21 protein-coding genes are annotated in these 23,247 nt (G+C 59.3%); 12 read left to right on the top strand and 9 right to left on the bottom strand.

What is annotated here, in order from left to right; genetic code table 11:
• Window positions 1–2 precede the first annotated feature (2 nt).
• Genes kdpB through kdpF form a run of 3 tightly spaced genes read right to left on the bottom strand, consistent with a single transcriptional unit; the run spans window position 3 to window position 3,880 of the window.
• Window positions 3–2,054 (bottom strand): potassium-transporting ATPase subunit KdpB, encoded by a 2,052-nt coding sequence (gene kdpB, locus QE408_RS10565; RefSeq protein WP_306930942.1) that lies wholly within the window; start codon window positions 2,052–2,054, stop codon window positions 3–5.
• Window positions 2,055–2,065: 11 nt separating this feature from the next.
• Window positions 2,066–3,775, bottom strand: coding sequence for a potassium-transporting ATPase subunit KdpA (gene kdpA, locus QE408_RS10570; protein WP_306930944.1), 1,710 nt, complete (start codon window positions 3,773–3,775; stop codon window positions 2,066–2,068).
• An 18-nt stretch (window positions 3,776–3,793) separates the two neighbouring features.
• Window positions 3,794–3,880, bottom strand: a complete 87-nt coding sequence (kdpF, locus tag QE408_RS22985; RefSeq protein WP_082447277.1) for a K(+)-transporting ATPase subunit F — start codon at window positions 3,878–3,880, stop codon at window positions 3,794–3,796.
• Between the two features lie 349 nt (window positions 3,881–4,229).
• Between kdpF and QE408_RS10575 the strand changes: the two genes are divergently transcribed.
• From QE408_RS10575 to hydA, 3 genes are all read left to right on the top strand, one after another.
• Window positions 4,230–5,150, top strand: coding sequence for an ornithine cyclodeaminase family protein (locus QE408_RS10575; protein ID WP_306930947.1), 921 nt, complete (start codon window positions 4,230–4,232; stop codon window positions 5,148–5,150).
• 255 nt (window positions 5,151–5,405) lie between these two features.
• Complete coding sequence (locus QE408_RS10580; protein ID WP_306934764.1) at window positions 5,406–6,656, top strand: Zn-dependent hydrolase; 1,251 nt, start codon at window positions 5,406–5,408, stop codon at window positions 6,654–6,656.
• Between the two features lie 36 nt (window positions 6,657–6,692).
• A complete protein-coding gene (gene hydA, locus QE408_RS10585; RefSeq protein ID WP_306934765.1) occupies window positions 6,693–8,147 on the top strand; it encodes a dihydropyrimidinase in 1,455 nt (484 codons plus the stop codon).
• A 50-nt stretch (window positions 8,148–8,197) separates the two neighbouring features.
• Here hydA and mnhG read toward each other — a convergent pair whose 3' ends face one another.
• The 6 genes from mnhG to QE408_RS10615 are packed head-to-tail and all read right to left on the bottom strand — an operon-like array spanning window position 8,198 to window position 14,198.
• Window positions 8,198–8,542: a monovalent cation/H(+) antiporter subunit G gene (gene mnhG / locus QE408_RS10590; RefSeq protein ID WP_306930949.1), complete on the bottom strand. Its 345-nt coding sequence runs from the start codon at window positions 8,540–8,542 to the stop codon at window positions 8,198–8,200.
• Window positions 8,539–8,820 (bottom strand): K+/H+ antiporter subunit F, encoded by a 282-nt coding sequence (locus QE408_RS10595; protein WP_113266253.1) that lies wholly within the window; start codon window positions 8,818–8,820, stop codon window positions 8,539–8,541. The genes mnhG and QE408_RS10595 overlap by 4 nt, the downstream gene beginning before the upstream one ends.
• A complete protein-coding gene (locus QE408_RS10600) occupies window positions 8,817–9,305 on the bottom strand; it encodes a Na+/H+ antiporter subunit E (RefSeq protein ID WP_306930951.1) in 489 nt (162 codons plus the stop codon). Before QE408_RS10600 ends, QE408_RS10595 begins: the two co-directional genes overlap by 4 nt.
• Window positions 9,302–10,948 (bottom strand): monovalent cation/H+ antiporter subunit D, encoded by a 1,647-nt coding sequence (locus QE408_RS10605; RefSeq protein WP_306930953.1) that lies wholly within the window; start codon window positions 10,946–10,948, stop codon window positions 9,302–9,304. The genes QE408_RS10600 and QE408_RS10605 overlap by 4 nt, the downstream gene beginning before the upstream one ends.
• A complete protein-coding gene (locus QE408_RS10610; RefSeq protein ID WP_062425083.1) occupies window positions 10,945–11,280 on the bottom strand; it encodes a Na+/H+ antiporter subunit C in 336 nt (111 codons plus the stop codon). The genes QE408_RS10605 and QE408_RS10610 overlap by 4 nt, the downstream gene beginning before the upstream one ends.
• A complete protein-coding gene (locus tag QE408_RS10615; RefSeq protein WP_306930958.1) occupies window positions 11,280–14,198 on the bottom strand; it encodes a monovalent cation/H+ antiporter subunit A in 2,919 nt (972 codons plus the stop codon). The genes QE408_RS10610 and QE408_RS10615 overlap by 1 nt, the downstream gene beginning before the upstream one ends.
• A 1,068-nt stretch (window positions 14,199–15,266) precedes the next feature.
• On the opposite strand from QE408_RS10615, the gene QE408_RS10620 reads away from it, so the two are divergent.
• The 9 genes from QE408_RS10620 to cheT are packed head-to-tail and all read left to right on the top strand — an operon-like array spanning window position 15,267 to window position 23,135.
• Window positions 15,267–16,874 carry a globin-coupled sensor protein gene (locus QE408_RS10620; RefSeq protein WP_306930959.1) on the top strand — a complete coding sequence of 536 codons (1,608 nt, stop codon included), beginning with the start codon at window positions 15,267–15,269 and terminating at the stop codon, window positions 16,872–16,874.
• Window positions 16,874–17,167, top strand: a complete 294-nt coding sequence (locus QE408_RS10625) for an STAS domain-containing protein (protein WP_306930960.1) — start codon at window positions 16,874–16,876, stop codon at window positions 17,165–17,167. The genes QE408_RS10620 and QE408_RS10625 overlap by 1 nt, the downstream gene beginning before the upstream one ends.
• Window positions 17,168–17,169: 2 nt before the next feature.
• Window positions 17,170–17,535: a chemotaxis response regulator CheY1 gene (gene cheY1, locus QE408_RS10630; protein WP_062425087.1), complete on the top strand. Its 366-nt coding sequence runs from the start codon at window positions 17,170–17,172 to the stop codon at window positions 17,533–17,535.
• A 16-nt stretch (window positions 17,536–17,551) separates the two neighbouring features.
• A complete protein-coding gene (locus QE408_RS10635; protein WP_306930963.1) occupies window positions 17,552–19,831 on the top strand; it encodes a chemotaxis protein CheA in 2,280 nt (759 codons plus the stop codon).
• A 14-nt stretch (window positions 19,832–19,845) separates the two neighbouring features.
• Entirely contained in the window at window positions 19,846–20,754 is a 909-nt protein-coding gene (gene cheR / locus QE408_RS10640) for a protein-glutamate O-methyltransferase CheR (RefSeq protein WP_306930965.1), read from the top strand.
• A complete protein-coding gene (cheB, locus tag QE408_RS10645; RefSeq protein WP_306930968.1) occupies window positions 20,751–21,806 on the top strand; it encodes a protein-glutamate O-methylesterase CheB in 1,056 nt (351 codons plus the stop codon). Before cheR ends, cheB begins: the two co-directional genes overlap by 4 nt.
• Window positions 21,806–22,195 (top strand): chemotaxis response regulator CheY2, encoded by a 390-nt coding sequence (gene cheY2 / locus QE408_RS10650; RefSeq protein ID WP_062425091.1) that lies wholly within the window; start codon window positions 21,806–21,808, stop codon window positions 22,193–22,195. Before cheB ends, cheY2 begins: the two co-directional genes overlap by 1 nt.
• The gene (gene cheD / locus QE408_RS10655) at window positions 22,192–22,737 is read left to right on the top strand and encodes a chemoreceptor glutamine deamidase CheD (RefSeq protein ID WP_306930970.1); all 546 of its coding nucleotides are present in this window, start codon (window positions 22,192–22,194) and stop codon (window positions 22,735–22,737) included. Before cheY2 ends, cheD begins: the two co-directional genes overlap by 4 nt.
• A 14-nt stretch (window positions 22,738–22,751) precedes the next feature.
• Window positions 22,752–23,135, top strand: a complete 384-nt coding sequence (gene cheT, locus QE408_RS10660; protein ID WP_306930972.1) for a chemotaxis protein CheT — start codon at window positions 22,752–22,754, stop codon at window positions 23,133–23,135.
• Window positions 23,136–23,247 lie beyond the last annotated feature (112 nt).

The raw sequence follows: 23,247 nt of genomic DNA on the forward strand, positions 1-23,247 counted from the left end.
GATTACACCAGATGAAGTGCGGAGACCGCGATATCGATGACCTTGATACCGGCAAAGGGCAGCAGCAGACCGCCGAGGCCGTAGACAAGCAGGTTGCGGCGCAGAAGCGACGCTGCCGCGGCGGGGCGATAAGCCACACCCTTCAGCGCCAGCGGGATCAGCGCAATGATGATCAGCGCGTTGAAAATGACCGCCGAGAGGATGGCCGATTGCGGTGAGGCCAGCGCCATGATGTTGAGGATACCGAGCGCCGGATAGGTCGTGACGAAAAGCGCCGGGATAATTGCGAAATACTTCGCCACGTCGTTGGCAATTGAAAACGTCGTCAGCGAACCGCGCGTCATCAGCAGCTGCTTGCCGATTTCGACGATCTCGATGAGCTTGGTCGGGCTGGAATCGAGATCCACCATGTTGGCAGCTTCGCGTGCAGCCTGCGTCCCGGTCTGCATGGCAACGCCGACATCGGCTTGCGCCAGTGCTGGTGCATCGTTGGTGCCATCGCCGCACATGGCAATCAACCGGCCGCCCTTCTGTTCGCGGCGGATGTAGTCGAGCTTGTCTTCCGGCGTCGCTTCCGCCAGAAAGTCGTCCACACCCGCTTCGGAGGCAATCGCCGCTGCGGTAACGGGGTTGTCACCCGTGACCATGACGGTTCGGATACCCATGGCGCGCAGCGCGGCAAAACGCTCCTTGATGCCGGGTTTGACCACATCCTTCAGATGGATCACACCAAGCAGGCGGTTGCCCTCGGCAACGCCGAGGGGCGTGCCGCCTGTGCGGGCGATACGGTCCACGGCCTGGTGAAATTCGGCCGGCGCTTTGCCATCGGCGGCATCGGCGAACTTCAGGATCGCGTCAATGGCGCCCTTGCGGAAAGACTTGCCGTTTGTGTCGACGCCGGACAGACGCGTCTGCGCCGAGAAGGGGATGACGGCATCGACGGTCACCTTGGGCGAGGCAATGCCGAACTCGCCCGTCGCAAGTGCTGCGATGGAGCGACCCTCCGGTGTTTCGTCTGAAAGGCTGGCGAGGAGAGCCGCTTCCGCCACCTGTTCAGCCGGCACGCCCGGCACGGGAATGAAATCCGTCGCCATGCGATTGCCGAAGGTGATGGTGCCGGTCTTGTCGAGCAGAAGCGTATCGACATCGCCTGCGGCTTCCACCGCGCGGCCTGAGGTGGCAATCACGTTGAAGCGCACGAGACGATCCATGCCGGCAATGCCGATGGCCGAGAGCAAACCGCCGATGGTGGTCGGGATCAGCGTGACGAGAAGCGCTGCCAGGACGGTAACGGACACCAGCGTGCCGGAATATCCGGCAAGCCCCCAGACAGTGACGACGACGATCAGGAAGACAAGCGTTAGTCCAGAAAGCAGGATCGAAAGCGCAATCTCGTTTGGCGTCTTCTGGCGCTCCGCACCTTCGATCAGGGCAATCATGCGATCGACGAAGCTTGCGCCGGGCGGCGTGGTGATGCGGATTTTCAACTGGTCGGAGAGAACCTGCGTGCCACCGGTAACAGCCGAGCGGTCGCCGCCGGATTCCCGGATGACGGGAGCCGATTCCCCTGTGATCGCGCTTTCATTAACCGAGGCCACGCCTTCGATGACTTCACCATCGCCGGGAATGAGTTCGCCCGCATCGACGATGACGATGTCGCCGACCTTGAGCATCGTGGCCGCGATGCTTTCCTCTTTGCCATCTGCGCTGAGGCGGCGGGCGGAGAGGTCCGAGCGGGTACGCTTGAGGCTGTCGGCCTGGGCACGGCCGCGTCCTTCCGCCACGGCTTCGGCGAAGGTGGCGAACAGCACGGTGAACCAGAGCCAGGCTGCGATCTGGCCGGAAAAGACGGCCGTGCCGTTCTGGGCAAGAAGATCGCGGATGAAGAAGATGGTCACGACCGCCGCGACGATCTCGGTAACGAAGATCACCGGATTGCGCATCAACTGCCTGGGATCAAGCTTGATGAAGGCGTTTTTGATGGCCGGTCCGACGATGGTTGGGTCGAAGAGACCCGGTCTTGCTGGAGCCGATGAATGTGGATGTGCGGACATCTTTTTACTTTCTAGAAAGTCTGGCCGGCAAGCATCGCGAAATGTTCGACGATGGGGCCGAGTGCGAGTGCGGGGAAGAATTGCAGCCCGCCGAGAATGAGGATGATGCCGATGAGAAGGCCGACAAACAGAGGGCCGTCCGTTGGAAAGGTACCGCTGGAGGCCGGAACTCGGACTTTGGCGGCAAGCGATCCGGCAATCGCCATGACCGGTACGACATAGGCGAAGCGGCCAAGCAGCATCGAGATGCCGAGCGTGGTGTTGTACCAGCCGGTATTGCCGGAAAGTCCACCGAAAGCTGAACCGTTATTGCCGGCCGCAGAGGTGAAGGCATAGAGGATTTCCGAAAGCCCGTGTGGACCGGCGGTGCCGATGCTGGCAACGGCAAAAGGCAGCATGGCGGAAACGGCGGTGAAACCGAGAATGACGGTGGGGAGGATGAGAACCGCCAGCATGGCGAATTTCATCTCGCGACCCTCGATCTTCTTGCCGAGGAATTCTGGTGTGCGACCGACCATCAGACCCGCGACGAAGACGGACAGAAGCGCAAAAACGAGCATGCCATAGAGACCGGAACCGACGCCGCCCGGCAGAACCTCGCCAAGCTGGATAAGGAACATCGGAGCCAAGCCGCCAAGCCCGGTGAAGGAACCGAGCATGCCGTTGACGCCGCCATCCGAGAGACCTGTGGTAACAGCCGCATAAAGTGCGGTCATGGCCTGGCCGAAGCGGACTTCCTTGCCCTCCATATTGCCCTGTGCGGCATCGACGCCGATGGAGGTCAGGATTGGATTGCCGGCACTTTCGGCCCAGTAGACGGTAGCAACGCCCGCGATCAGCAGAACGGCCATTGCGGAGAGCAACACCCAGCCCTGGCGGCGGCTGCCGACCATCTGGCCGAAGGTGTAGATAAAGGCCGCTGAAATGGCGAGCATCGCGAATATGTTGAGATAGTTGGCAAGCGCTGTCGGGTTCTCGAAGGGATGGGCGGCATTGGCGTTGAAGAAGCCGCCACCATTGGTGCCGAGCTGCTTGATCGCTTCCTGGCTGGCAACGGGCCCGAGCGAGATGACCTGCTGGCTTCCCTCAAGCGTGGTCGCCGTGACGCTGGCATCCATCGTCTGCGGCAAGCCCATCGCCACGAAGGCGAGCGCGACGATGACCGCAATCGGCAGCAGCACATAGAGCGTGGCGCGTGTCATATCGACCCAGAAATTGCCGAGCGTGCTGGCCTGCGAGCGGACGAAGGCGCGAGTAAAAGCAATGGCAAGGGCCATACCGACCGCAGCAGAAAGGAAGTTCTGCACCGTCAATCCAGCCATCTGGCTGAAGTTGCTCATCGTCGCCTCGCCGGCATAGTTCTGCCAGTTGGTGTTGGTCACGAAGCTGACGGCAGTGTTGAAGGCAAGGCCCGGCTCCACATTGCCAAAACCCTGCGGATTGAAAGGGAGGAAAGCCTGGAGCCGCAGGATGCCATAGAGTGCGAGAAAGCTGGCAATGGAGAAGGCGAGCATGGACAGCGTGTAGCCAAGCCAGCTCTGCTCCTTCTTGAGGTCAACGCCTGCCGCGGCGTAAAGACCGCGTTCGATGGGAGCGAGGATCGGCGTCAACCAGGTCCGCTCACCATTGAACACATGCGCCATGTAAAGGCCGAGCGGTTTGATAACCAGAAGCACGGCGATGAAAAGGAGGCTGATCTGCAGCCACCCGAGAATTGTCATGGGATTTCTCCAGGAAAATTAGAAGCGTTCCGGACGCAGCAGGGTGATGATGAGGTAGACGCCGAGCGCAATCGCCACGACGAGGCCGAAGATGGGTTCCAGCATGGCGCAGCCTCTCAAAACCGGTTGAGGGCGCGCGCATAAAGCGCCAGCACGATCAGCGTGCCGAAGCCGAGCGCCAGAAAAAGGACATCGGGCATGGTGTTCTCCTGTTATGTCAGGAGCGCATGATGATCCTTATCTTCGTCAGATTTCGATTGGGAAGATGGAGTACCAGCATAAGGAAAACATAAAGATGGGTGGCAGGCCGAAGCGTCGGGGCGACCTGCTGCCAGCACGCCTACGTCCCAGGCCCCGACGACGAGAGATCGAAAGAGCGCATTCGAAAAACACTCTTGACCTCAACCGCCCTTGAGGTCGCAACGTCATCCAAACGGACAGGAGTGGCCACCCAATGGCGATAGTTCTGAATGACGACGATCTGGCAGGCTATACCTTGATGAAAGTAGCGATCGAATCCGTCGAAGGATTCTTGTTGGCCCGTGCCTTGGGCAAAGCGGTCTCGCCGCCTCGCCACCACGTTGCGTTTGGGGATCATGGAGATCTGGTTTTTACCGTGGGAGGCCTCACCGGCGACAGACCGCTTGCAGGCTTTCGTGTCTACGACACGTTCAACGGAGATGCGCACGCCCAGCTCGTGGCCGTCTGGTCGGCTGATGATGCTCGACTAAAGGGCATTGTTGTCGGTGAGCGCCTGGGCGCGATCAGGACCGGTGCCATAGGCGGTGTGGCGATCCACCACCTCAGTTCCCCACAGGCCAGCGTCATCGGCGTGATAGGGAGCGGGGCTCAAGCAAGAATGCAGTTGGCAGCCGCATCATGCGTGCGCTCAATCTCGAAGGCCTATGTCTATAGTCGTGATGCGAAGAACCGCATCGCCTTCACCAGTGAAATGCAGATTGAACTCGGCGTCGACGTCGAACCTGTGGCGCGCGTAAAGGATGCTGTTCGCGATGCAGATATCGTGATTTGCGCGACATCCAGCTCACAGCCCGTCGTCGATATATCCGATCTGAAGCCCGGCGCACATGTCAACACTGTCGGTCCCAAGACGATTGAAGCGCATGAATTGGGATTGAGTATTGCCGATGTCGCTAGCATCATTGCAACGGACTCTTCCGAACAGACGCGCTCATACGGCGCGCCCTTCTTCCTTGAGGGGTCTGGCCAGGAGCAACGCATGGTCGAGTTGTCGGATATTGTCGCAGGTCGCATCGCGAGCCGGACATCCTCGGATCAGACCACTCTGTTCTGCTCGGTCGGTCTTGCGGGAACCGAAGTCGCCGTGGCTGCTGCCATCTTCGACATGCGTTAAGCCAAAGAGCGAACGCTTTGCATGGCACGCTTGAAGTCCGATAGCCGATGCAAGAGAGGGAAGCTTTTCACCGCGACAACATCATGTAACTTTCAGTGATGGCGAATCGCGATTTTGCGTGAGACGCACACCAACAAAAACAGGTCACGGTGCGGGAACGGATAACCGTCCGCACCAGTCGGTCAAAGATGGGAACGACGCACGGTACTGGTTCCAAGGGACCGCTACATGCGCAAGCATTGGAAGGAAGACGCTATGGCTGCGCCCGGCGAAAACATGCGCGTGAATGCCGACAGGCTCTGGGACATGTTGATGGATATGGCGAAGATCGGTCCCGGCATTGCTGGCGGCAACAACCGCCAGACGCTGACCGATGCGGATGCTGAAGGCCGTGCTCTTTTCCAATCATGGTGCGAGGCCGCAGGGCTCACCATGGGTGTCGACAAGATGGGGACGATGTTTGCGACACGCGCCGGCGAAGACCCTGAGGCGCTGCCGGTCTATGTCGGTTCCCATCTCGATACCCAGCCAACCGGCGGCAAGTTCGATGGAGTCCTGGGCGTGCTGGCGGGCCTCGAGGTCGTGCGGACCATGAATGATCTCGGCATTCGCACAAAGCACCCGATCGTCGTCACCAATTGGGCCAATGAGGAGGGCGCCCGCTTCGCGCCCGCCATGCTCGCCTCCGGCGTCTTTGCCGGTGTCCATACGCTGGAGCATGCCTATTCGCGCAAGGATACTGAAGGCAATACCTACGGCGACGAACTGAAGCGCATCGGCTGGCTGGGCGAGGAAGAGGTGGGTGCACGCAAGATGCACGCCTATCTCGAATATCATATCGAGCAGGGACCGATCCTGGAGGCCGAAAACAAGACGATCGGCGTCGTCACCCATTGCCAGGGGCTGTGGTGGCTGGAGTTCACGCTGACCGGCAAGGAGGCCCATACCGGTTCCACGCCCATGACCATGCGTGTCAATGCGGGTCTTGCGATGTCGCGCATCATCGAGATGGTACAGACAGTGGCAATGGAGAGCCAGCCCGGTGCGGTCGGCGGTGTCGGCCAGGTGATCTTTTCGCCCAATTCCCGCAATGTCTTGCCCGGTCAAGTCGTCTTCACCGTCGATATCCGTACACCCGACCTCGCCAAGCTGAACCGCATGCGCGAGCGCATCGAGGCGGAAGCCGCTGAGATATGCCAAGCGATCGGCGTCGGCTGCTCGGTTGAGGTCGTCGGTCATTTCGACCCTGTGACTTTCGATCCTGTGCTGGTCGATACGGTGCGCCGCTCGGCGGAAAAGCTGGGATATTCGCACCTCGATATCATCTCCGGTGCCGGACACGATGCCTGCTGGGCGGCGAAGGTCGCGCCCGCCACCATGATCATGTGCCCCTGCGTTGGCGGCCTGTCGCACAATGAGGCAGAAGAAATTTCCAAAGACTGGGCAGCGGCTGGCTGCGATGTGCTGTTTCATGCTGTCCTGGAGACCGCGGGGCTTGTGGAATAGAGCAACAGGCAGCCGGACTTCGCAATAAGGGGAGCAATCATGACCATCATCAAGAACGGCACCATCGTTACCGCCGATCTCACCTATAAGGCCGACATCCGCATCGAGAACGGAATAATTGCCGAGATCGGACCGAACCTGAAGGGCGGCGAGGAACTCGATGCAACAGGCTGCTACGTGATGCCGGGCGGTATCGATCCGCACACGCATCTGGAAATGCCCTTTATGGGCACTTATTCGGCCGATGATTTCGATAGCGGCACGCGTGCGGCGCTGGCCGGCGGCACCACCATGGTCGTGGACTTCGCTCTGCCAAACCCCGGACAGTCCATGCTTGAGGCATTGACCATGTGGGACAACAAGACCTCGCGTGCGGCCTGCGACTACTCCTTTCACATGGCGATCACCTGGTGGGGCGAGCAGGTCTTCAACGAGATGGAGACGATCGTTCGCGACAAGGGCATCAACACCTTCAAACACTTCATGGCCTATAAGGGTGCCTTGATGGTGGATGATGATGAGATGTTCTCGTCGTTCCAGCGCTGCGCCGAGCTCGGGGCGCTTCCTCTGGTCCACGCCGAGAACGGCGATGTGGTCGCGCAGATGCAGGCCAAGTTGATGGCTGAGGGTAACGACGGCCCGGAGGCACATGCCTATTCCCGCCCGCCGGAGGTGGAAGGCGAGGCCACCAATCGTGTGATCATGATCGCCGATATGGCGGGCTGCCCCGTTTATATCGTCCATACCTCCTGCGAGGAGAGCCACGAAGCCATCCGCCGCGCACGGCAGAAGGGCATGCGCGTCTATGGCGAGCCACTGATCCAGCATCTGACGCTGGATGAAAGCGAGTATTTCGACAAGGATTGGGACCATGCCGCTCGCCGCGTCATGTCTCCACCCTTCCGCAGCAAGGCGCATCAGGACAGCCTCTGGGCCGGGCTTGCTGCAGGCTCGCTGCAATGCGTGGCGACGGACCATTGCGCCTTCACCACGCAGCAGAAACGCACAGGCCTTGGTGATTTCCGCAAGATCCCGAACGGTACCGGCGGATTGGAAGATCGGCTGCCGATGCTGTGGACGTATGGCGTCAGCACCGGGCGACTGACCATGAACGAGTTCGTCGCGGTCACCTCAACCAATATAGCCAAGATCCTCAACATCTATCCGAAGAAGGGGGCAATCCTCGTCGGCGCGGATGCCGACCTCGTGGTTTGGGATCCAAACCGCGGCAAGACGATCACCGCTGCAAGCCAGCAATCGGCGATCGACTACAATGTCTTCGAGGGTAAGGAGGTTATGGGTCTGCCGCGCTTTACGCTCACATGCGGTCAGGTTGCCGTCGAGGAAGGCGCGATGAAAAGCCGGGAAGGCCATGGCCGCTTCGTTTCCCGCCCGCCGCTGACGGCGCCGGCAAAAGCGCTCTCCACCTGGAAGGAACTGACTGCACCGCGCAAGGTGCAGCGCTCCGGAATTCCGGCAAGCGGCGTCTGACGGGGACATCAGGGCGGGCCAGCTGCCGCGTCCAAGCCCGTTCTGTTTCTTTACAGCTTGTCCGGCTTGCTCGGGTTCTGTTCGGCGCGGTCGCGATAAAGTGCTGCGCGGCCGAGGAGCATCAGCGAGACCGGCGTCGTGATCGTCATGAAAATGCCGATGAAGATTTCGTGGAAGACGAAGCGTCCGCCGGACACCGAGAAATAGATGATGGAGGCCATGGCTATACCGCCCGTTCCCCAGCTGGTGCCGAGCGTGGGGGCATGCAGCCTTTCATAGAAGCTCTGCAGCTTGGCAAAGCCGATCGTGCCGATCAGCGTCAGCGATGAGCCGAGCAGGACGAAGAAGGCAACGAGAATGGCTGCCCAAAGCGGGAATTCGCCAGCATCGATCATTCGATCACCTCCCCACGCATCAGGAATTTGGATAGGGCTACCGTCGAGACGAAGCCGAGGATCGACATCAGAAGTGCAGCCTCGAAATAGATATCGTTGCCGGTGCGCAATCCGAAGGTCATCAAAAGCAGCATGGAGCTGACATAAAGCGTGTCGACACCGAGCACACGATCCTGCGCGCGTGGGCCGATCGCGATGCGATAGACGGATATCGACATGGCAATTGCCAGGAAGATTTGGGCCACGGAGAATGACCAGAAAAGGATAATCGAACTCATTCGAATATCTCCATCAGCATTTTTTCATATCGGTTCTTGATGAGGTTGATCCAGGTGGTTTCGCTGACATTGTCGAGCACATGGATCAATAGCGTGCCTTGTGACGAGTTGTATTCCAGCCACGCGCTGCCCGGCGTTGCCGTCAGGATGATCGCCAGAAGCGCAAGACCCAGCGGATCGCGAATATCGAGCGGGATGGTGAGGAAGCCGGACTTGCTGCTCCTCTTGCGCCCGAACAGGATCAGCGTTGCGACGGCGATGTTCGACCGGATGATATCGTAAAGCACGATGAAGGCCAGCTTCACCACCGCGCTCCAGCTGCGGATCCTCGGTTTGGCGGGTCGAAGAGACGCCATCGACCACGAAGCGATCAGCGCCACCGCTGTTCCGAGCACAAGATGCCCAGGCGAAAAGCTGTTGATCGTCATCCAGAAGATGATCAGCGATAGCGTCAACAGCGGGTAGGGGAGAATATAGCGGATCATTGCGCAGCCTCCCCGGCATCACCCGCCCGCGGTGCCGTCATAACACCTTGGATATAGCTTTCCGGCAGGTCGAGAATGCGTGCGGTCTCCTGCATGTAACGCATGATCGGACCGGCCTGCACGGTCATGGCAAGTGTCAGGCCAAGAAGCAGCATGACGGGTGCAATTTCGATGACGAAGACGCGCGGAACCGTGCCTTCGAGAGAGCCCCAGAAGGTGCGGATGCCGGCGCGCGTCATCGAGATCAGAGCCGCAAGGCCGGAGAACACGATGAGGAACACGATCCACCAGGAGAGCGTCGAGATTTCGCTATCGGCGCCCATGCCTTGCGGATTGAGGATGGCGGAGAGCATGGAAAATTTGGCGATGAAGCCGGAGAGGGGCGGCAAGCCGGCAAGCAGAATGCCGCAGGCGGCAAAGCAGATGCCGAGCACCGCCATGGTGCCGGGCATCGTCACCCCGACCTCCTCTTGCTCTTCCTCCTCCTCACCATCGCCATAGGCTTCCATGGTTACAGCAAGAACGTTTGCGCCCGCATCCTGGCCGCGTTCCACCAGTTCGATCAGCATGAAGAAAGCGCTGATGGTGAGGGTGGAGCTAACCAGATAGTAGAGCGCACCGGCCGCCACCATCGGATTACCCGTGCCCATGGCTGCAAGCAGCGTTCCCGAAGAGACGAGCACCGAAAAGCCGGCAAGACGACCAAGGGCCTGGGAGGCCAGCACGCCGATCGTACCGAAGACGATCGTGGCAATGCCGCCGATCAGCAGTGCGTCGTGGCCGAAGCCGGCAGAATCCCCCGCCGTCTGGCCGAAGAGCAGGAAGGACAGCCGTGCAATGACATAGATGCCCACCTTGCTCATGATCGCGAAGATGCCGCCGACAGGAGCAGAGGCAGCGCCATAGGCCGAAGGCAGCCAGAAGTTCAACGGCCACATGCCGGCCTTGACGAGGAAGGCAATGCCAAGCACGGCGGCCCCGGTCTCCAGTAGCATGCGCTGGTCAGGATTGAGACCGGCAATCCTCTGCGCCAGATCGCCCATGTTGAGCGTGCCAGTCACACCATAGATCAAGCTGACGCCGATCAGGAAGAAGAGCGCGGCAACGAGGTTGATCGCGACGTAATGCAGGCCGGCCTTCACCCTCAACTGACCGGAGCCATGCAGCAGCAGACCGTAGGACGCCGCAAGCATCACTTCGAAGAAGACGAAGAGGTTGAAGAGGTCGCCCGTCAGAAAGGCACCATTCACGCCCATCAGCATCAGATGGAAGAGCGAATGAAAATGGGCGCCGGACTTGTGCCATTTGGCCAGTGAATAGACGAGCGACGGGATCGCCAATAGCGACACCAGAAGCACCATCAGCCCCGAGAGCCGATCCGCCACCAGCACGATGCCGAAAGGGGCAGGCCAGTTGCCGAGAAGATAGACGCCGGTGGAGATGATCGCCGCGATTTCGGTGTTCACCGTCGAATTGACTTCGATGAAAAGGCCAATGGAAACGGCGAGCAGCACCAGGGTGGAAATGAAGCTGATCGCGGCCTTCGTCTTGCGCTTGCGCTCATCGATGAAGAGCAGGATTGCCCCGGTGATCAAAGGCACCAGAATGGGTGCGATCACGATGTGGGATGGGAATGAGTTCACTTGCTCTCCCTCCCGTCCACATGGTCAGTGCCTGTCAGGCCACGCGCTGCAAGAAGCACGACGAGAAAGAGGGCCGTCGTGGCAAAGCCGATGACGATCGCCGTCAAAACCAGCGCCTGCGGCACGGGGTCGGCGAGCTGCGAGACGGAAACCCCGTCAAGCAGAACCGGCGGCGCATTCGTCTTGATGCCACCCACCCCGAAAATGAACAGGTTGACGGCATAGGACAGCAGCGAGAGGCCGACAATGACCTGATAGGTGCGTGGACGCAGGATGAGCCAGACGCCCGATCCCGTCATCACGCCGATGCCGATGGCTAGAATGAGCTCCATTACACATCCTCCGCTTTGGCGGCGTCGGGTGTGCGTACCTTGTAGTTACGCAATGATTGGTGCGCCAGTGCTATCAAAATCAGAACCGTGGAGCCGACCACGAGCGAGAAGACCCCAAGATCGAAGAGCAGGGCGGACGCTGTCGGCATTTTCGCGATGTAGGGGATTTCCGTATACTGGAAATAGGACGTCAGGAACGGATAGCCGAAGTACCACGATCCCATGCCGGTCGATGCCGCCATCAACAGACCGAAGCCCATCCAGCGCAGCGGCAGGATGCGGATGCGGTCTTCCGCCCAGCGGGTGCCGCCTGCCAGATATTGCAGCAGGAAGGCAATCGCCATGGTGATGCCCGCCGCAAACCCGCCGCCTGGAAGGTCATGACCGCGCATGAAGAGGAAGATCGAGAAGGTGATGACGACCGGGAACATCCACTGCATGATGACCGAAGGCACCAGCAGATAGTCGCGCACCGTATCGCCTTTGCTGCGCTCGGGACTTTCGGCATCGAAGGCGTTCTGGATCAGCTGCTGCTCAGGCAGGCCGACACTGTCCTGCGCCGGACGGAAACGACGGAGCAGAGCAAAGACGGTCAGACCGACAATCGCCAGAACAGCGATCTCGCCCATCGTATCGAAGCCGCGGAAATCGACGAGGATGACGTTGACCACATTGGTACCGCCGCCTTCGCTATAGGCCCTCTCAAGGAAGTAGTTGGCAATGGTGTTCGGCACGGGCAGTGTCATCACCGCATAGGCAATCACCGTCATGCCGATGCCGCAGAAGACGGCCAGCAGGAAGTCGCGACCGCGACGAAGCTGCGCGGGCAGTTCGTTGTTGTTATCAACCTTCACGACGCGCTTCGGCAGCCAGCGAAGACCGAGCAGGATCAGCACCAGCGTGACGATTTCGACGAGCAGTTGCGTGATGGCGAGGTCGGGAGCGGACAACCAGACAAAGGTCAGGCAGGTGACGAGACCGGAAACACCGAGCATCACGAGTGCGGCAAGGCGATGATACTTCGCCTGCCAGGCAGCACCCATGGCCGCAATCATGCCGATGCCCCAAAGAACCGCAAAGATCGGGTCGAAGGACGTAACCCTCGGAAGGGTGAGCGAAAACTGCGACGAGACCAGCGGCGAGAAACCGGCAACGAGCGCGACGAACACGAGGATACGCAACTGTGGCTGCAGCCGCCTCGTGCCAAGCGTGCTTTCCAGCCAACGCGCCCACTTCCACGAAACGGTGACGATGATGCGCTCGAAGATGCGCTGACCTTTCAGGTGCCGGAAGATCGGCGGACCGTCATCGCATTTGGAAAAGTAATCCCCAAGAAGGGCATAAATCGCGACACCGCCGATTAGGGCAACGATACTCATGATCAGTGGCAGGTTGAAACCATGCCAGATCGCAAGGCTATAGGTCGGAGTCTGGGGTCCGAGGACCGACAAAACAGCCGTATGCAGGAATGGCCCGACGGAAAGGCTTGGCACCACGCCGACGATCAGGCAGGCAAGCACAAGGAACTCGACCGGAAAACGCATCCAGCGTGGGGGTTCGTGAGGGTTAGGATTGGGAATGTCGCTGGGCGGCGGCCCGAAGAACACGGTGTGGATGAAGCGCAGCGAGTAGGCCACCGCAAAGGCGCCGGAAAGGGTCGCGACATAGGGAAGCGCCTTGTCGAGCAGCGAGTCCGCATGGGTCTCGATGGCTTCGGCAAAGAACATTTCCTTGGAGAGGAAGCCGTTGAAAAGCGGGACACCTGCCATGGCAGCACTTGCGGCCATGGCAAGGGTGGCAGTCGCCGGCAGATAGCGATAGAGCCCGCTCAATCTGCGCATGTCGCGCGTGCCCGTCTCATGGTCGATAATGCCGGCCGCCATGAAGAGCGACGCTTTGAAAGTAGCGTGGTTTGCCATGTGGAAGATCGCCGCAACGGCTGCCAGCGGACTTCCAAGGCTCAAAAGCGTGGTGATCAGGCCGAGATGGCTGATGGTGGAATAGGCGAGCAACCCCTTCAGGTCCTGCTGGAACATGGCGAAATAGGCGCCGAGCAGAAGCGTGGTAATGCCGGCAAAGCCCACGAGCCAGAACCACTCCTGCGTGCCAGCAAGAACCGGCCAGAGCCTTGCCAGCAGGAAGACACCGGCCTTCACCATGGTCGCAGAATGCAGATAGGCTGAAACAGGTGTCGGCGCCGCCATGGCATTGGGCAGCCAGAAGTGGAAGGGAAACTGCGCGCTCTTGGTCAGAGCGCCGATCAGGATCAAAACAAGGGCCGTCAGATAGAGCGGGTGTGCTTTAACGTCTGCGGCCTTGGCGATAATCGCATCGAGATCGTAGCTTCCCGCAATGTGCCCCAGGACCAGCAGACCAGCGAGAAGGCAGAAGCCGCCAATACCCGTAACCGTCAAAGCCATACGCGCGCCGTCACGCGCCGTGGCATTGTTGTGCCAATAACCGATCAGAAGGAAGGAGAAGATGCTGGTCATCTCCCAGAAGATCGACAGGATAATGACGTTGCCCGACAAAACGATGCCAAGCATCGACCCCATGAAAGCCAGAAGAAAGGCGAAGAAACGCGGGATGGGATCTTCTGCCGACATGTAGTAGCGGGCGTAGAGCACCACGAGAAAACCGATGCCGGTGATCAGCCCCATGAACATCCATGCAAAGCCATCCAGTCGAAGCGTGAAGTTCAGGCCAAGCTGCGGCAGCCATTCCACATCATATTTGAGCACCTGGCCGTTGGTGACACTGGTGTAGAGAAAAATCGTGGAGATGAGACCGAAAAGCGCGATACCGCCTGCAACGGCTGCTGGCCCACGGGCCGCACCACTGCGCGGCATCATGGCAGTGGCGATGCTGCCAATAAAGGGAAGGGCGATCAAAATGGGAAGGATGACGTCAAGTCTCATACAGTATGGCAATTTTCTCTGGTGTTAAAACATTCCGCGGTTGTTTCCGCCAGAGATGCCAATCCTTCCAACAAAGAAACGGCAGTCCGGCGGACTAGGACAGGTCTTTTACGGGAGGCCCGCGCGGTGAAGTCACACGGACGTGGTGAACCGGACACAAAATCGATCGCGCCGGGTCGAACCCAATCTGGGTTTTGATGTATGCCGTTACCACCCCTGGAGCGGATAAAAATGCGTCAACAAAATCGTGAACGGGAAAACTGCCGGTGTAGCGGCAAGGGATCAATCCAGGCTGCGCGAGAGGCTGCTCCAGAGACGAGAAACCTCGGTCTTCACCGGAGACACAGGAACGTTCCAGACGTTGAAGCTTGAGGGCGGAGCTTGAGCTTGCCAAGGCTGGGACGCCGAAGAAAACCAGCATGCCCGCGACGAGGAGGTTCATCAACCTGACAGGATGGTGCGGAAGACCGCGATGTCGTCCCATCCATGGCAAAATCGTTACCTCCTACGTGTGTCGCCTCAGCTAAATCGTGTCGCGATCTTTCAGATATGCTCCAGCGCCGTGTTTCACTGCGTGATGTCACCGCAATACCGCCCAAAAGTGTTGGGTAACACGCGTAAAGCCATCACGTCTAAGCAAATATCATATTGATTATCTTAGGGTAATGGCGCAAGGCTTGTCCAGCGCGCGAGGGCGAAAAAGATAAAAAACCGGCGAGATATCGCGAACGCTGGAAACCAAACTTTCCGCTCGCCGACCCGCCCCCAAAATCAATGACATATTTTAACAATCATGCTCTGAAATTAAGATTCTTAACCTTCAGGCAAGGAATTAACCATAAAGATTACTCGTATTTCACGGCGAAATGGGGAGCGACTCTCCTTTCAGGCATGATGCCGCACTGCCGTACCGGGTTGATCCGGTATTCCGTTTGGTTGCAGAAGGCTCAGCTAACGCTTGTGAGGCGTCCGTTAACGGATGCCCATGTCGTGAACATCCCTCAAGGATACTGGCGTTCTCTTAACCGTCATCTGCCGGTCTAGCCGGTGAACCATTGGGGACGTCATTTGGGGCAGGACCTGCCAACAGATCATTCGCGAAGGGCAACGGGCGGCAGCCTGGCTGGCCGATTGCGTTTTGCTGGTCTTGATCAGGACCAGTGCGATCTGCTGCGCCGTTACCGCACCATGCTCGAACCGCATCTGAAGGCGGGACTTCGTGACCTGATGGTGCGCTTCCAGTCCCTGCCGGACTGTTCGCCATCCTTCGAGAGCGACAATCAGATCGAACGTCTGCACGACATGCAGACGGCGCACTGGTCGGTGCTGACCGATGCACGCTTCGACGCGCTCTATGCCGAACGCGTCAAGGTTCTCTCCGATACCGAGAGCCGCATGGGTCTTGATCCACGCTGGAGCGTCGCAGGTCGCGCTGTCGTGCTGGAAAATCTGCTGGCAGGCTTGATTGCGCAGCATCCGCCGCGCTCGCTGCTGCCCGGCGCACGCAAGCGCCACCAGGAATTGGCCGAGGCGGTGAAATCCGTCATCCGGCTGGTCATGGTCGATACCGAGATCGCCGTCTCCCTCCGTTTCAACGAATTGCGCATCCGCCACACGCAAGAGCTTGCCCGTCAGCGTGAGAGCGATCAGGCCGAGGTTGTTACGGTATTTGGCGACGCACTCAATGCCTTTGCCGCTGGCGATCTGACGGCCCGCATCGGCGGCGAATTGCCAGAGGCCTATCGCGAGATCGCCGAAGCGTTCAACGCGGCGATGGAGCGGATCGGTCACTCGATGGCCGCCACCCGCGAAAGCGTTCACAAAGCGCAGACGGTTACCGAGCGGATGTCGCGGGAAAATGCCGGTCTCGCAACTGTATCGACGGAACAGTCGCGCCGCCTCACCGATGCCTCACAGCGCCTCGGTGTGGTGATCCACGATGTCCGTGACAGCAGTGACCGTATTTCAGCTGCGGAATCGGCAGTTTCGCAGGCACGCAATGCCGCCACCGAAAGTGGCATGGCCGTCGGCGAAGCGATTAGCGCCATGTCGGACATTGAGCAATCGGCAGAGCAGATCGGCCGCATCATCGGCTCTATTGACGAAATCGCCTTCCAGACCAATCTCCTGGCGCTGAATGCCGGCATCGAAGCCGCACGCGCGGGGGAAAGCGGCCGCGGCTTTGCCGTCGTCGCGCAGGAAGTCCGGGCACTGGCGCAGCGATCTGCTGAAGCTGCGCGCGAAATCAAGAACCTTGTCAACGGCACGAAGACACAGGTCGACGAAGGTGTGCGCATGGTTCATCGCACCCAGGAAGCCATTGAAGGCGTGGTGCGTCAGGTTTCCGGTATCAGCGACATGATCGGCGATGTCGCGCGCCGCACGGGCGAGCATTCCGGTCATCTCAACCATGTGTCCATCGAACTGGACGCCATTGGCACGGACGCACATCGCGCCGCCGATCGCCTGTCCTCATCGGCTGCGGAAGCCGATGATCTTCACACAGTCATTCTCGAACTCGGCCGCACGGTGCGTGAGTTCCGTATCGCCCGCCAGGCCTACGCCGACGAGGCTATCGCGCCGGAGCCGAGAAGAACCAATGCGACCGTCATGCGCCCCGAGCGCATGGATTACGGCCATGCGCAGCATCAATACAAACGCCAAGGAGTCATTTGATGGCAGGCAGGACAGCAGCGCATTCGACACTGAAATTGTCACCTGTGCTGGACCTCAATCAAGCATCCGTCTTGCACGGAAAATTGAAAGAACTCAGGGGCAAGCCGGTTACGGTCGATGCCTCCGAGGTCGAGCGTGTCGGCGCACAATGCGTCCAGATATTAATGGCTGGCATCAAGGCCTGGGAGGCTGATGGCAAGCAATTCACATTTTCAAAGGCCTCTGAAGCCTTTGATAAAACCCTTAAACTGATCGGTGTCGATATCGATCATATGCTCCCGAAGGAGATATAGTCATGAAGAAAAAAGTTCTCACAGTCGACGACTCCCGCACGATCCGCAACATGCTGCTGGTCACGCTCAACAATGCCGGTTTCGAGACCATTCAGGCCGAAGACGGCGTCGAAGGTCTGGAAGTTCTGGAAGGTTGCAATCCGGACGTCATCGTCACGGATATCAACATGCCGCGCCTTGATGGTTTCGGTTTCATCGAGGGCGTTCGCCGCAACGAAAAGTACCGTGCGGTTCCAATCCTCGTTCTGACCACCGAAAGCGATGCCGAGAAGAAGAACCGTGCCCGTCAGGCTGGCGCGACCGGTTGGATCGTCAAGCCCTTCGACCCCGTAAAACTGATCGATGCCATTGAACGTGTAACTGCCTGATACGGGATCATTCACGATGGATATGAACGAAATCAAAGAAATCTTCTTCCAGGAATGCGAGGAACAGCTCGCAGAACTGGAATCGGGACTTCTTAAACTGAATGACGGCGACCGGGATCCGGAAACCGTAAATGCCGTCTTTCGTGCCGTTCATTCCATCAAGGGTGGAGCCGGTGCTTTCGGTCTCGATGAACTGGTGGCTTTCGCGCACGTCTTCGAAACCACGCTCGATTGCGTTCGTTCCAACAAGCTCGATCCTAATCAGGATGTCCTGAAAGTGATGCTGAAATCGGCGGATGTTCTCGCCGATTTGACAAACGCTGCCCGCGACGGCGGCAGCGTCGAGGAAAGCCGTACCCGCGGCCTCGTCAAGGAACTGGAGGCTCTGGCCAACGGTGAGACGATCACGCCATCTGCAGCTGAACCGGCCGCTCCCAAGCCGGCAGCGAAAGCAGCCGTCGTGCCCCCGCCGGCAACAGCACCTGCTCCGACAGATGAGAGCGGCTTCCAGCCGATCGCCTTCTCCTTCGGCGATTTCGAGGATGCGGCCATTCCGCTGATGGAAACGCCGACCTTCAATGTCACGTTCAAGCCGTCGGCAGCCCTCTATTCCAAGGGCAATGAATCGGCCCTGCTTTTGCGCGATCTCGCCCGCATCGGCGAGATGAGCGTCAATTGCGATATGAGCACGCTGCCATCGCTCGATGACATCAATCCGGAGGGTGCCTACTTCTTCTGGAAGATCACAATCAAGACCGACAAGGGCGAAGAGGGCATCCGCTCCGTCTTCGAATTTGCCGAGTGGGATTGCGAACTCGACATCGTGATGGCCGAAGACGAAGTGGCGGCCGATGAAGAACTGCCGATGATCCCGGTGCCCTTCGATCTTTCCGTTCTGGAAGAAGAGGTCCATGAGGAGCCTGCGGTTCAGCCAGCCTCGATAGACGAGCCGGTCGTTGCCAAGGCTGTCGCCACCGCATCGGCTGCAACGGAAGTGACCCAGGCTGTTGCCGCTGCCGTCGAAAAGCGCGAGGCGGCGTCGCCCGCTGCTGCGGCAAATGCCGCCAACGCTGCCAACAATGCGAGCGCTGGCCAGACGATCCGCGTCGATCTCGACCGCGTCGACCGCCTGATCAACCTCGTCGGCGAGCTCGTCATCAACCAGGCGATGCTGTCGCAGAGCGTCATCGAAAACGACACGACGGGTACATCTGCCGTCAACATGGGTCTGGAAGAGCTTCAGCAACTGACGCGCGAAATCCAGGACAGCGTCATGGCGATCCGCGCACAGCCGGTGAAGCCGGTCTTCCAGCGCATGTCGCGTATCGTCCGCGAAGTTGCCGACATGATCGGCAAGCAGATCCGCCTGATCACCGAAGGTGAAAACACCGAAGTGGACAAGACGGTCATCGACAAGCTGGCCGAGCCTCTAACCCACATGATCCGCAACGCCGTCGATCACGGCATTGAGACGCCGGAAAAGCGCGAGGCCGCCGGAAAGAACCCGGAAGGCACCGTAAAGCTGACCGCCAAGCATCGTTCGGGCCGCATCCTGATCGAGTTGCAGGACGATGGCGCCGGCATCAACCGTGAGCGTGTGCGCCAGAAGGCGATCGACAACGATTTGATTTCGGCAGATGCAAACCTCACGGATGAGGAAATCGATAACCTCATCTTCGCACCGGGCTTCTCCACCGCCGACAAGATTTCGGACATTTCCGGACGTGGCGTCGGCATGGACGTGGTCAAGCGTTCGATCCAGGCACTCGGTGGCCGCATCAGCATTTCGTCCCGTCCCGGTCTCGGCTCCACCTTCACTATGAGCCTGCCGCTGACACTGGCCGTTCTCGACGGCATGGTGGTCACGGTTGCGGGCCAGACGCTGGTCGTGCCTTTGACGGCGATCGTCGAGACGCTTCAGCCGGAAGCGCAGAATATCCATTCCTTCGGCTCCAATCAGCGGCTGATCTCGATCCGCAACTCCTTCTGCCCGCTGGTGGATGTCGGCCGGATCCTGAACTTCCGTGCCACACAGGCCAACCCGGTCGATGGCGTGGCGCTTCTGGTGGAATCCGAAGGTGGCGGCCAGCGCGCCCTGATGGTCGATGCCATCCAGGGGCAGCGTCAGGTGGTCATCAAGTCGCTTGAAGCCAACTACACCCATGTTCCGGGCATCGCTGCCGCAACCATCCTTGGTGATGGCCGCGTCGCCCTGATCCTCGACGTGGATGCCGTTGTCGGCGCCTCGCGCGGCCAGTCCCTGAAACAAGAAATGTCGCTCGCGGCAACAGGCTGAAAAGTTGGTGATGAATGACAGCGCTTAAGTTCAACGAACAGCGTGGACCACAGGATGATGTGCTCGTCAGCGGCGAATTCCCGCTGACGCGTCGCGACCTGGCGGATATCGCCGCAATGATCTACGCGGATGCCGGTATCTATCTCAATGATACCAAGGCGTCGCTCGTCTATTCGCGCCTGTCCAAGCATATCCGCAATCTCGGCCTTTCCGGCTTCAAGGACTATTGCGCACTGGTCTCTTCGGAGCAGGGTGCCGCGGCTCGCCGGGAGATGCTGTCGCATCTCACCACCAACTTCACCCGCTTCTTCCGCGAGAACCACCATTTCGATCACCTACGCGACGAGGTTCTGCCGGGCCTCATCGCACGGGCAAAGAGCGGCGGACGCGTGCGCATCTGGTCCGCTGCCTGCTCGGATGGCCAGGAACCCTATTCGATCGCCCTGACGGTACTCGGGCTCTTCCCGAATGCTGCCGATTACGACTTCAAAATTCTGGCAACCGATATCGATCCCAAGATTCTCGCCCAGGCGAGGGCTGGCCTTTACGACGACGGTGCACTGGAAACCGTAACGCCCGCCATGCGCAAGCAATGGTTCCAGGAAGTGGATGCTACCGGACGGCGCAAGCATCAGATCAGCGACAAGGTCAAGCGTCTCATTACCTTCAACGAACTGAACCTGATGGCGCAATGGCCGTTCAAGGGCGGCTTCGACGTGATTTTCTGCCGCAACGTCGTCATCTATTTCGATGAGCCGACGCAGGTGAAGATCTGGTCGCGTTTTGCCGGTTTGCTGCCGCAAGGCGGTCATCTCTATATCGGTCATTCTGAACGCGTTTCCGGCGAAGCCAAGGAGCTGTTCGACAATACTGGCATCACGACTTACAAATTCATCGGTAAGTCTGCCGGGAGGCGAGCATGAGCACGCCCGCCCGCGTTCTCGTCGTCGATGATTCTCCCACCATGCGTGGCTTGATCTCCGCCGTCCTCGACTCTGACCCCGATGTCGAGGTCATCGGTCAGGCTGGCAACGCCATGGAAGCGCGTGCTGCCATCAAGGAACTCAATCCGGACGTCGTGACGCTGGATATCGAGATGCCTGAAATGAACGGGCTTGAGTTTCTCGACAAGATCATGCGCCTGCGCCCCATGCCGGTCATCATGGTTTCCACGCTCACCCATCGCGGCGCGGACGCCTCTCTGGCAGCGCTTGAAATTGGCGCTTTCGATTGTGTCGGCAAGCCGGTGCCGGGCGATGCCCTGCCCTTTCCGGATCTTGCTGACAAGGTGAAGGCAGCCGCCCGCTCGCAGCACCGTACCTATCGCAGCGTCGCCGCCGAGAGGCCGGCCGCATCACCACCGGCTGCGGTCACCAATTACAGCGTCGGTCGCAAGATCGTTGCCATAGGCTCCTCCACCGGCGGCGTCGAAGCGCTGATCGCCGTCTTGCAGAAGTTTCCGGTCAATTGCCCGCCGACGGTGATTACCCAGCATATGCCGCCGACCTTCACTAAGAGCTTTGCCGAGCGCTTGAACCGGCTCTGCGCACCCGTGGTGGAAGAGGCGACGGATGGCGCGCGGCTTCAGACCGGTAAGGTCTATCTCGCCCCTGGCGGTGACCGCCATTTGCAGGTTGTTAATCATGCCGCGCCATGCTGCAGACTGATCGAACGGGAGCCTGTGAATGGCCATCGGCCATCGGTAGACGTTCTGTTCGATTCAGTGGCCGAACTGGCCGGTCGCAACGCTGTCGGTGCCATCCTGACCGGAATGGGACGCGACGGTGCTGCAGGCCTCTTGAAGATGCGTCATGCCGGTGCCCGCACCGTCGGCCAGAACGAGAAAACCTGTGTCGTCTATGGAATGCCGCGCGTGGCTTACGAGCTTGGCGCTGTCGAACATCAACTTCCGCTGAACGCCATCGGCGAAGAAATTCTGAAACTAACTGCTGCCCGAAAAGAAGGTTCTGACTAATGTCTCTCGCAGAAAAGATAAAAGTGTTGATCGTTGACGATCAGGTCACCAGCCGCCTGTTGCTGAGTGACGCGCTCACGCAGCTTGGCTTCAAGCAAATCACTGCCGCCGGTGACGGTGAGCAGGGCATGAAGATCATGGAGCAGCAGCCGCACCATCTGGTAATCTCCGACTTCAACATGCCGAAGATGGATGGCCTCGGTTTCCTTCAGGCGGTTCGCACGAATCCGTCGACGAAGAAGGCCGCTTTCATCATTCTGACCGCGCAGGGAGACCGCGCTCTGGTGCAGAAGGCTGCCCAGCTTGGCGCCAACAACGTGCTGGCCAAGCCATTTTCGATCGACAAGATGAGGGCGGCGATTGAAGCCGTATTTGGATCGCTGAAATGATCGAAACCGCAGCCAAGCGCGTACACATAATTCAGGGCGAGTATAAGATCGCCAATGATCCCGATGTGGTCCTGTCGACCATCCTCGGCTCGTGCGTGGCTGCGTGTCTCAGAGACCCTGTTGCGGGCGTCGGCGGCATGAATCACTTTCTGCTGCCGGGTACAGGGGGTATGGGGGGTGGAGATGCGACCCGTTACGGGGTGCATCTCATGGAACTTCTGATCAACGGCTTGCTCAAGCAGGGGGCACGCCGTGATCGTCTGGAAGCAAAGGTCTTTGGTGGCGCCAAGACCATTGCAAGCTTCTCCAATGTGGGGGAGCAGAACGCAATCTTCGCGATGCAGTTCTTGAAGGATGAAGGCATTCGGGTGGTCGGCAGCTCCACGGGCGGAGACCTTGGCCGAAAGGTGGAGTTCTGGCCGGTTTCGGGCAGAGCGCGCCAGCACCCGTTGAGTGGTGCCGAAACCCAGAAGACCGTCGCGATGGAAACCCGTCCGGTTCCGGCTGCAAAGCCGGCGGCAAGCGATATCGAGTTTTTTTGACAACGGAGTTGCCTATGCATATCGCTGAGCGTGCTGGACCTGAAATGTTTGAAGAGGCTTTGCCCACGATCCTGATGCGGGTCGTCTCAGAACTGCATGATGTTGCCTATCTGATTGAGCGCATCGAGCCGCAGCTTCTGGAGGCCACCAATGGTGCGGTCACCGATGACGGATTGAAGCTCTTGCAGGGCATCGATCTTGCCGTCCAGAAGGCCCGAGGACTTGCAGAGTTCATCGATACGATCACGGGCTCCATTCCGGCCGAATGGGCCGTGGACGTGACGACGGCTCTCAGCCTCGTCAAGCTCGCCGAAATGCAGAAGGCGCTTGGCGCTGGCCTGCGTCATGGACACTCTCAGCCGATCGATAAGGCATCCGGCGATTTCGATCTGTTTTAGAGCGGCGTGCATGCTTTTGAAGCACAAGGACGCCTCTTGCTTTTGAAAGGACGCATCGTTCTTTTCCGACAATCGATTCCGATTTTCGGGGCGATGCCGTTGCGCAGGAAAA

Source organism: Agrobacterium larrymoorei (genome assembly GCF_030819275.1).
Taxonomy (GTDB): Bacteria; Pseudomonadota; Alphaproteobacteria; order Rhizobiales; family Rhizobiaceae; genus Agrobacterium; species Agrobacterium larrymoorei_B.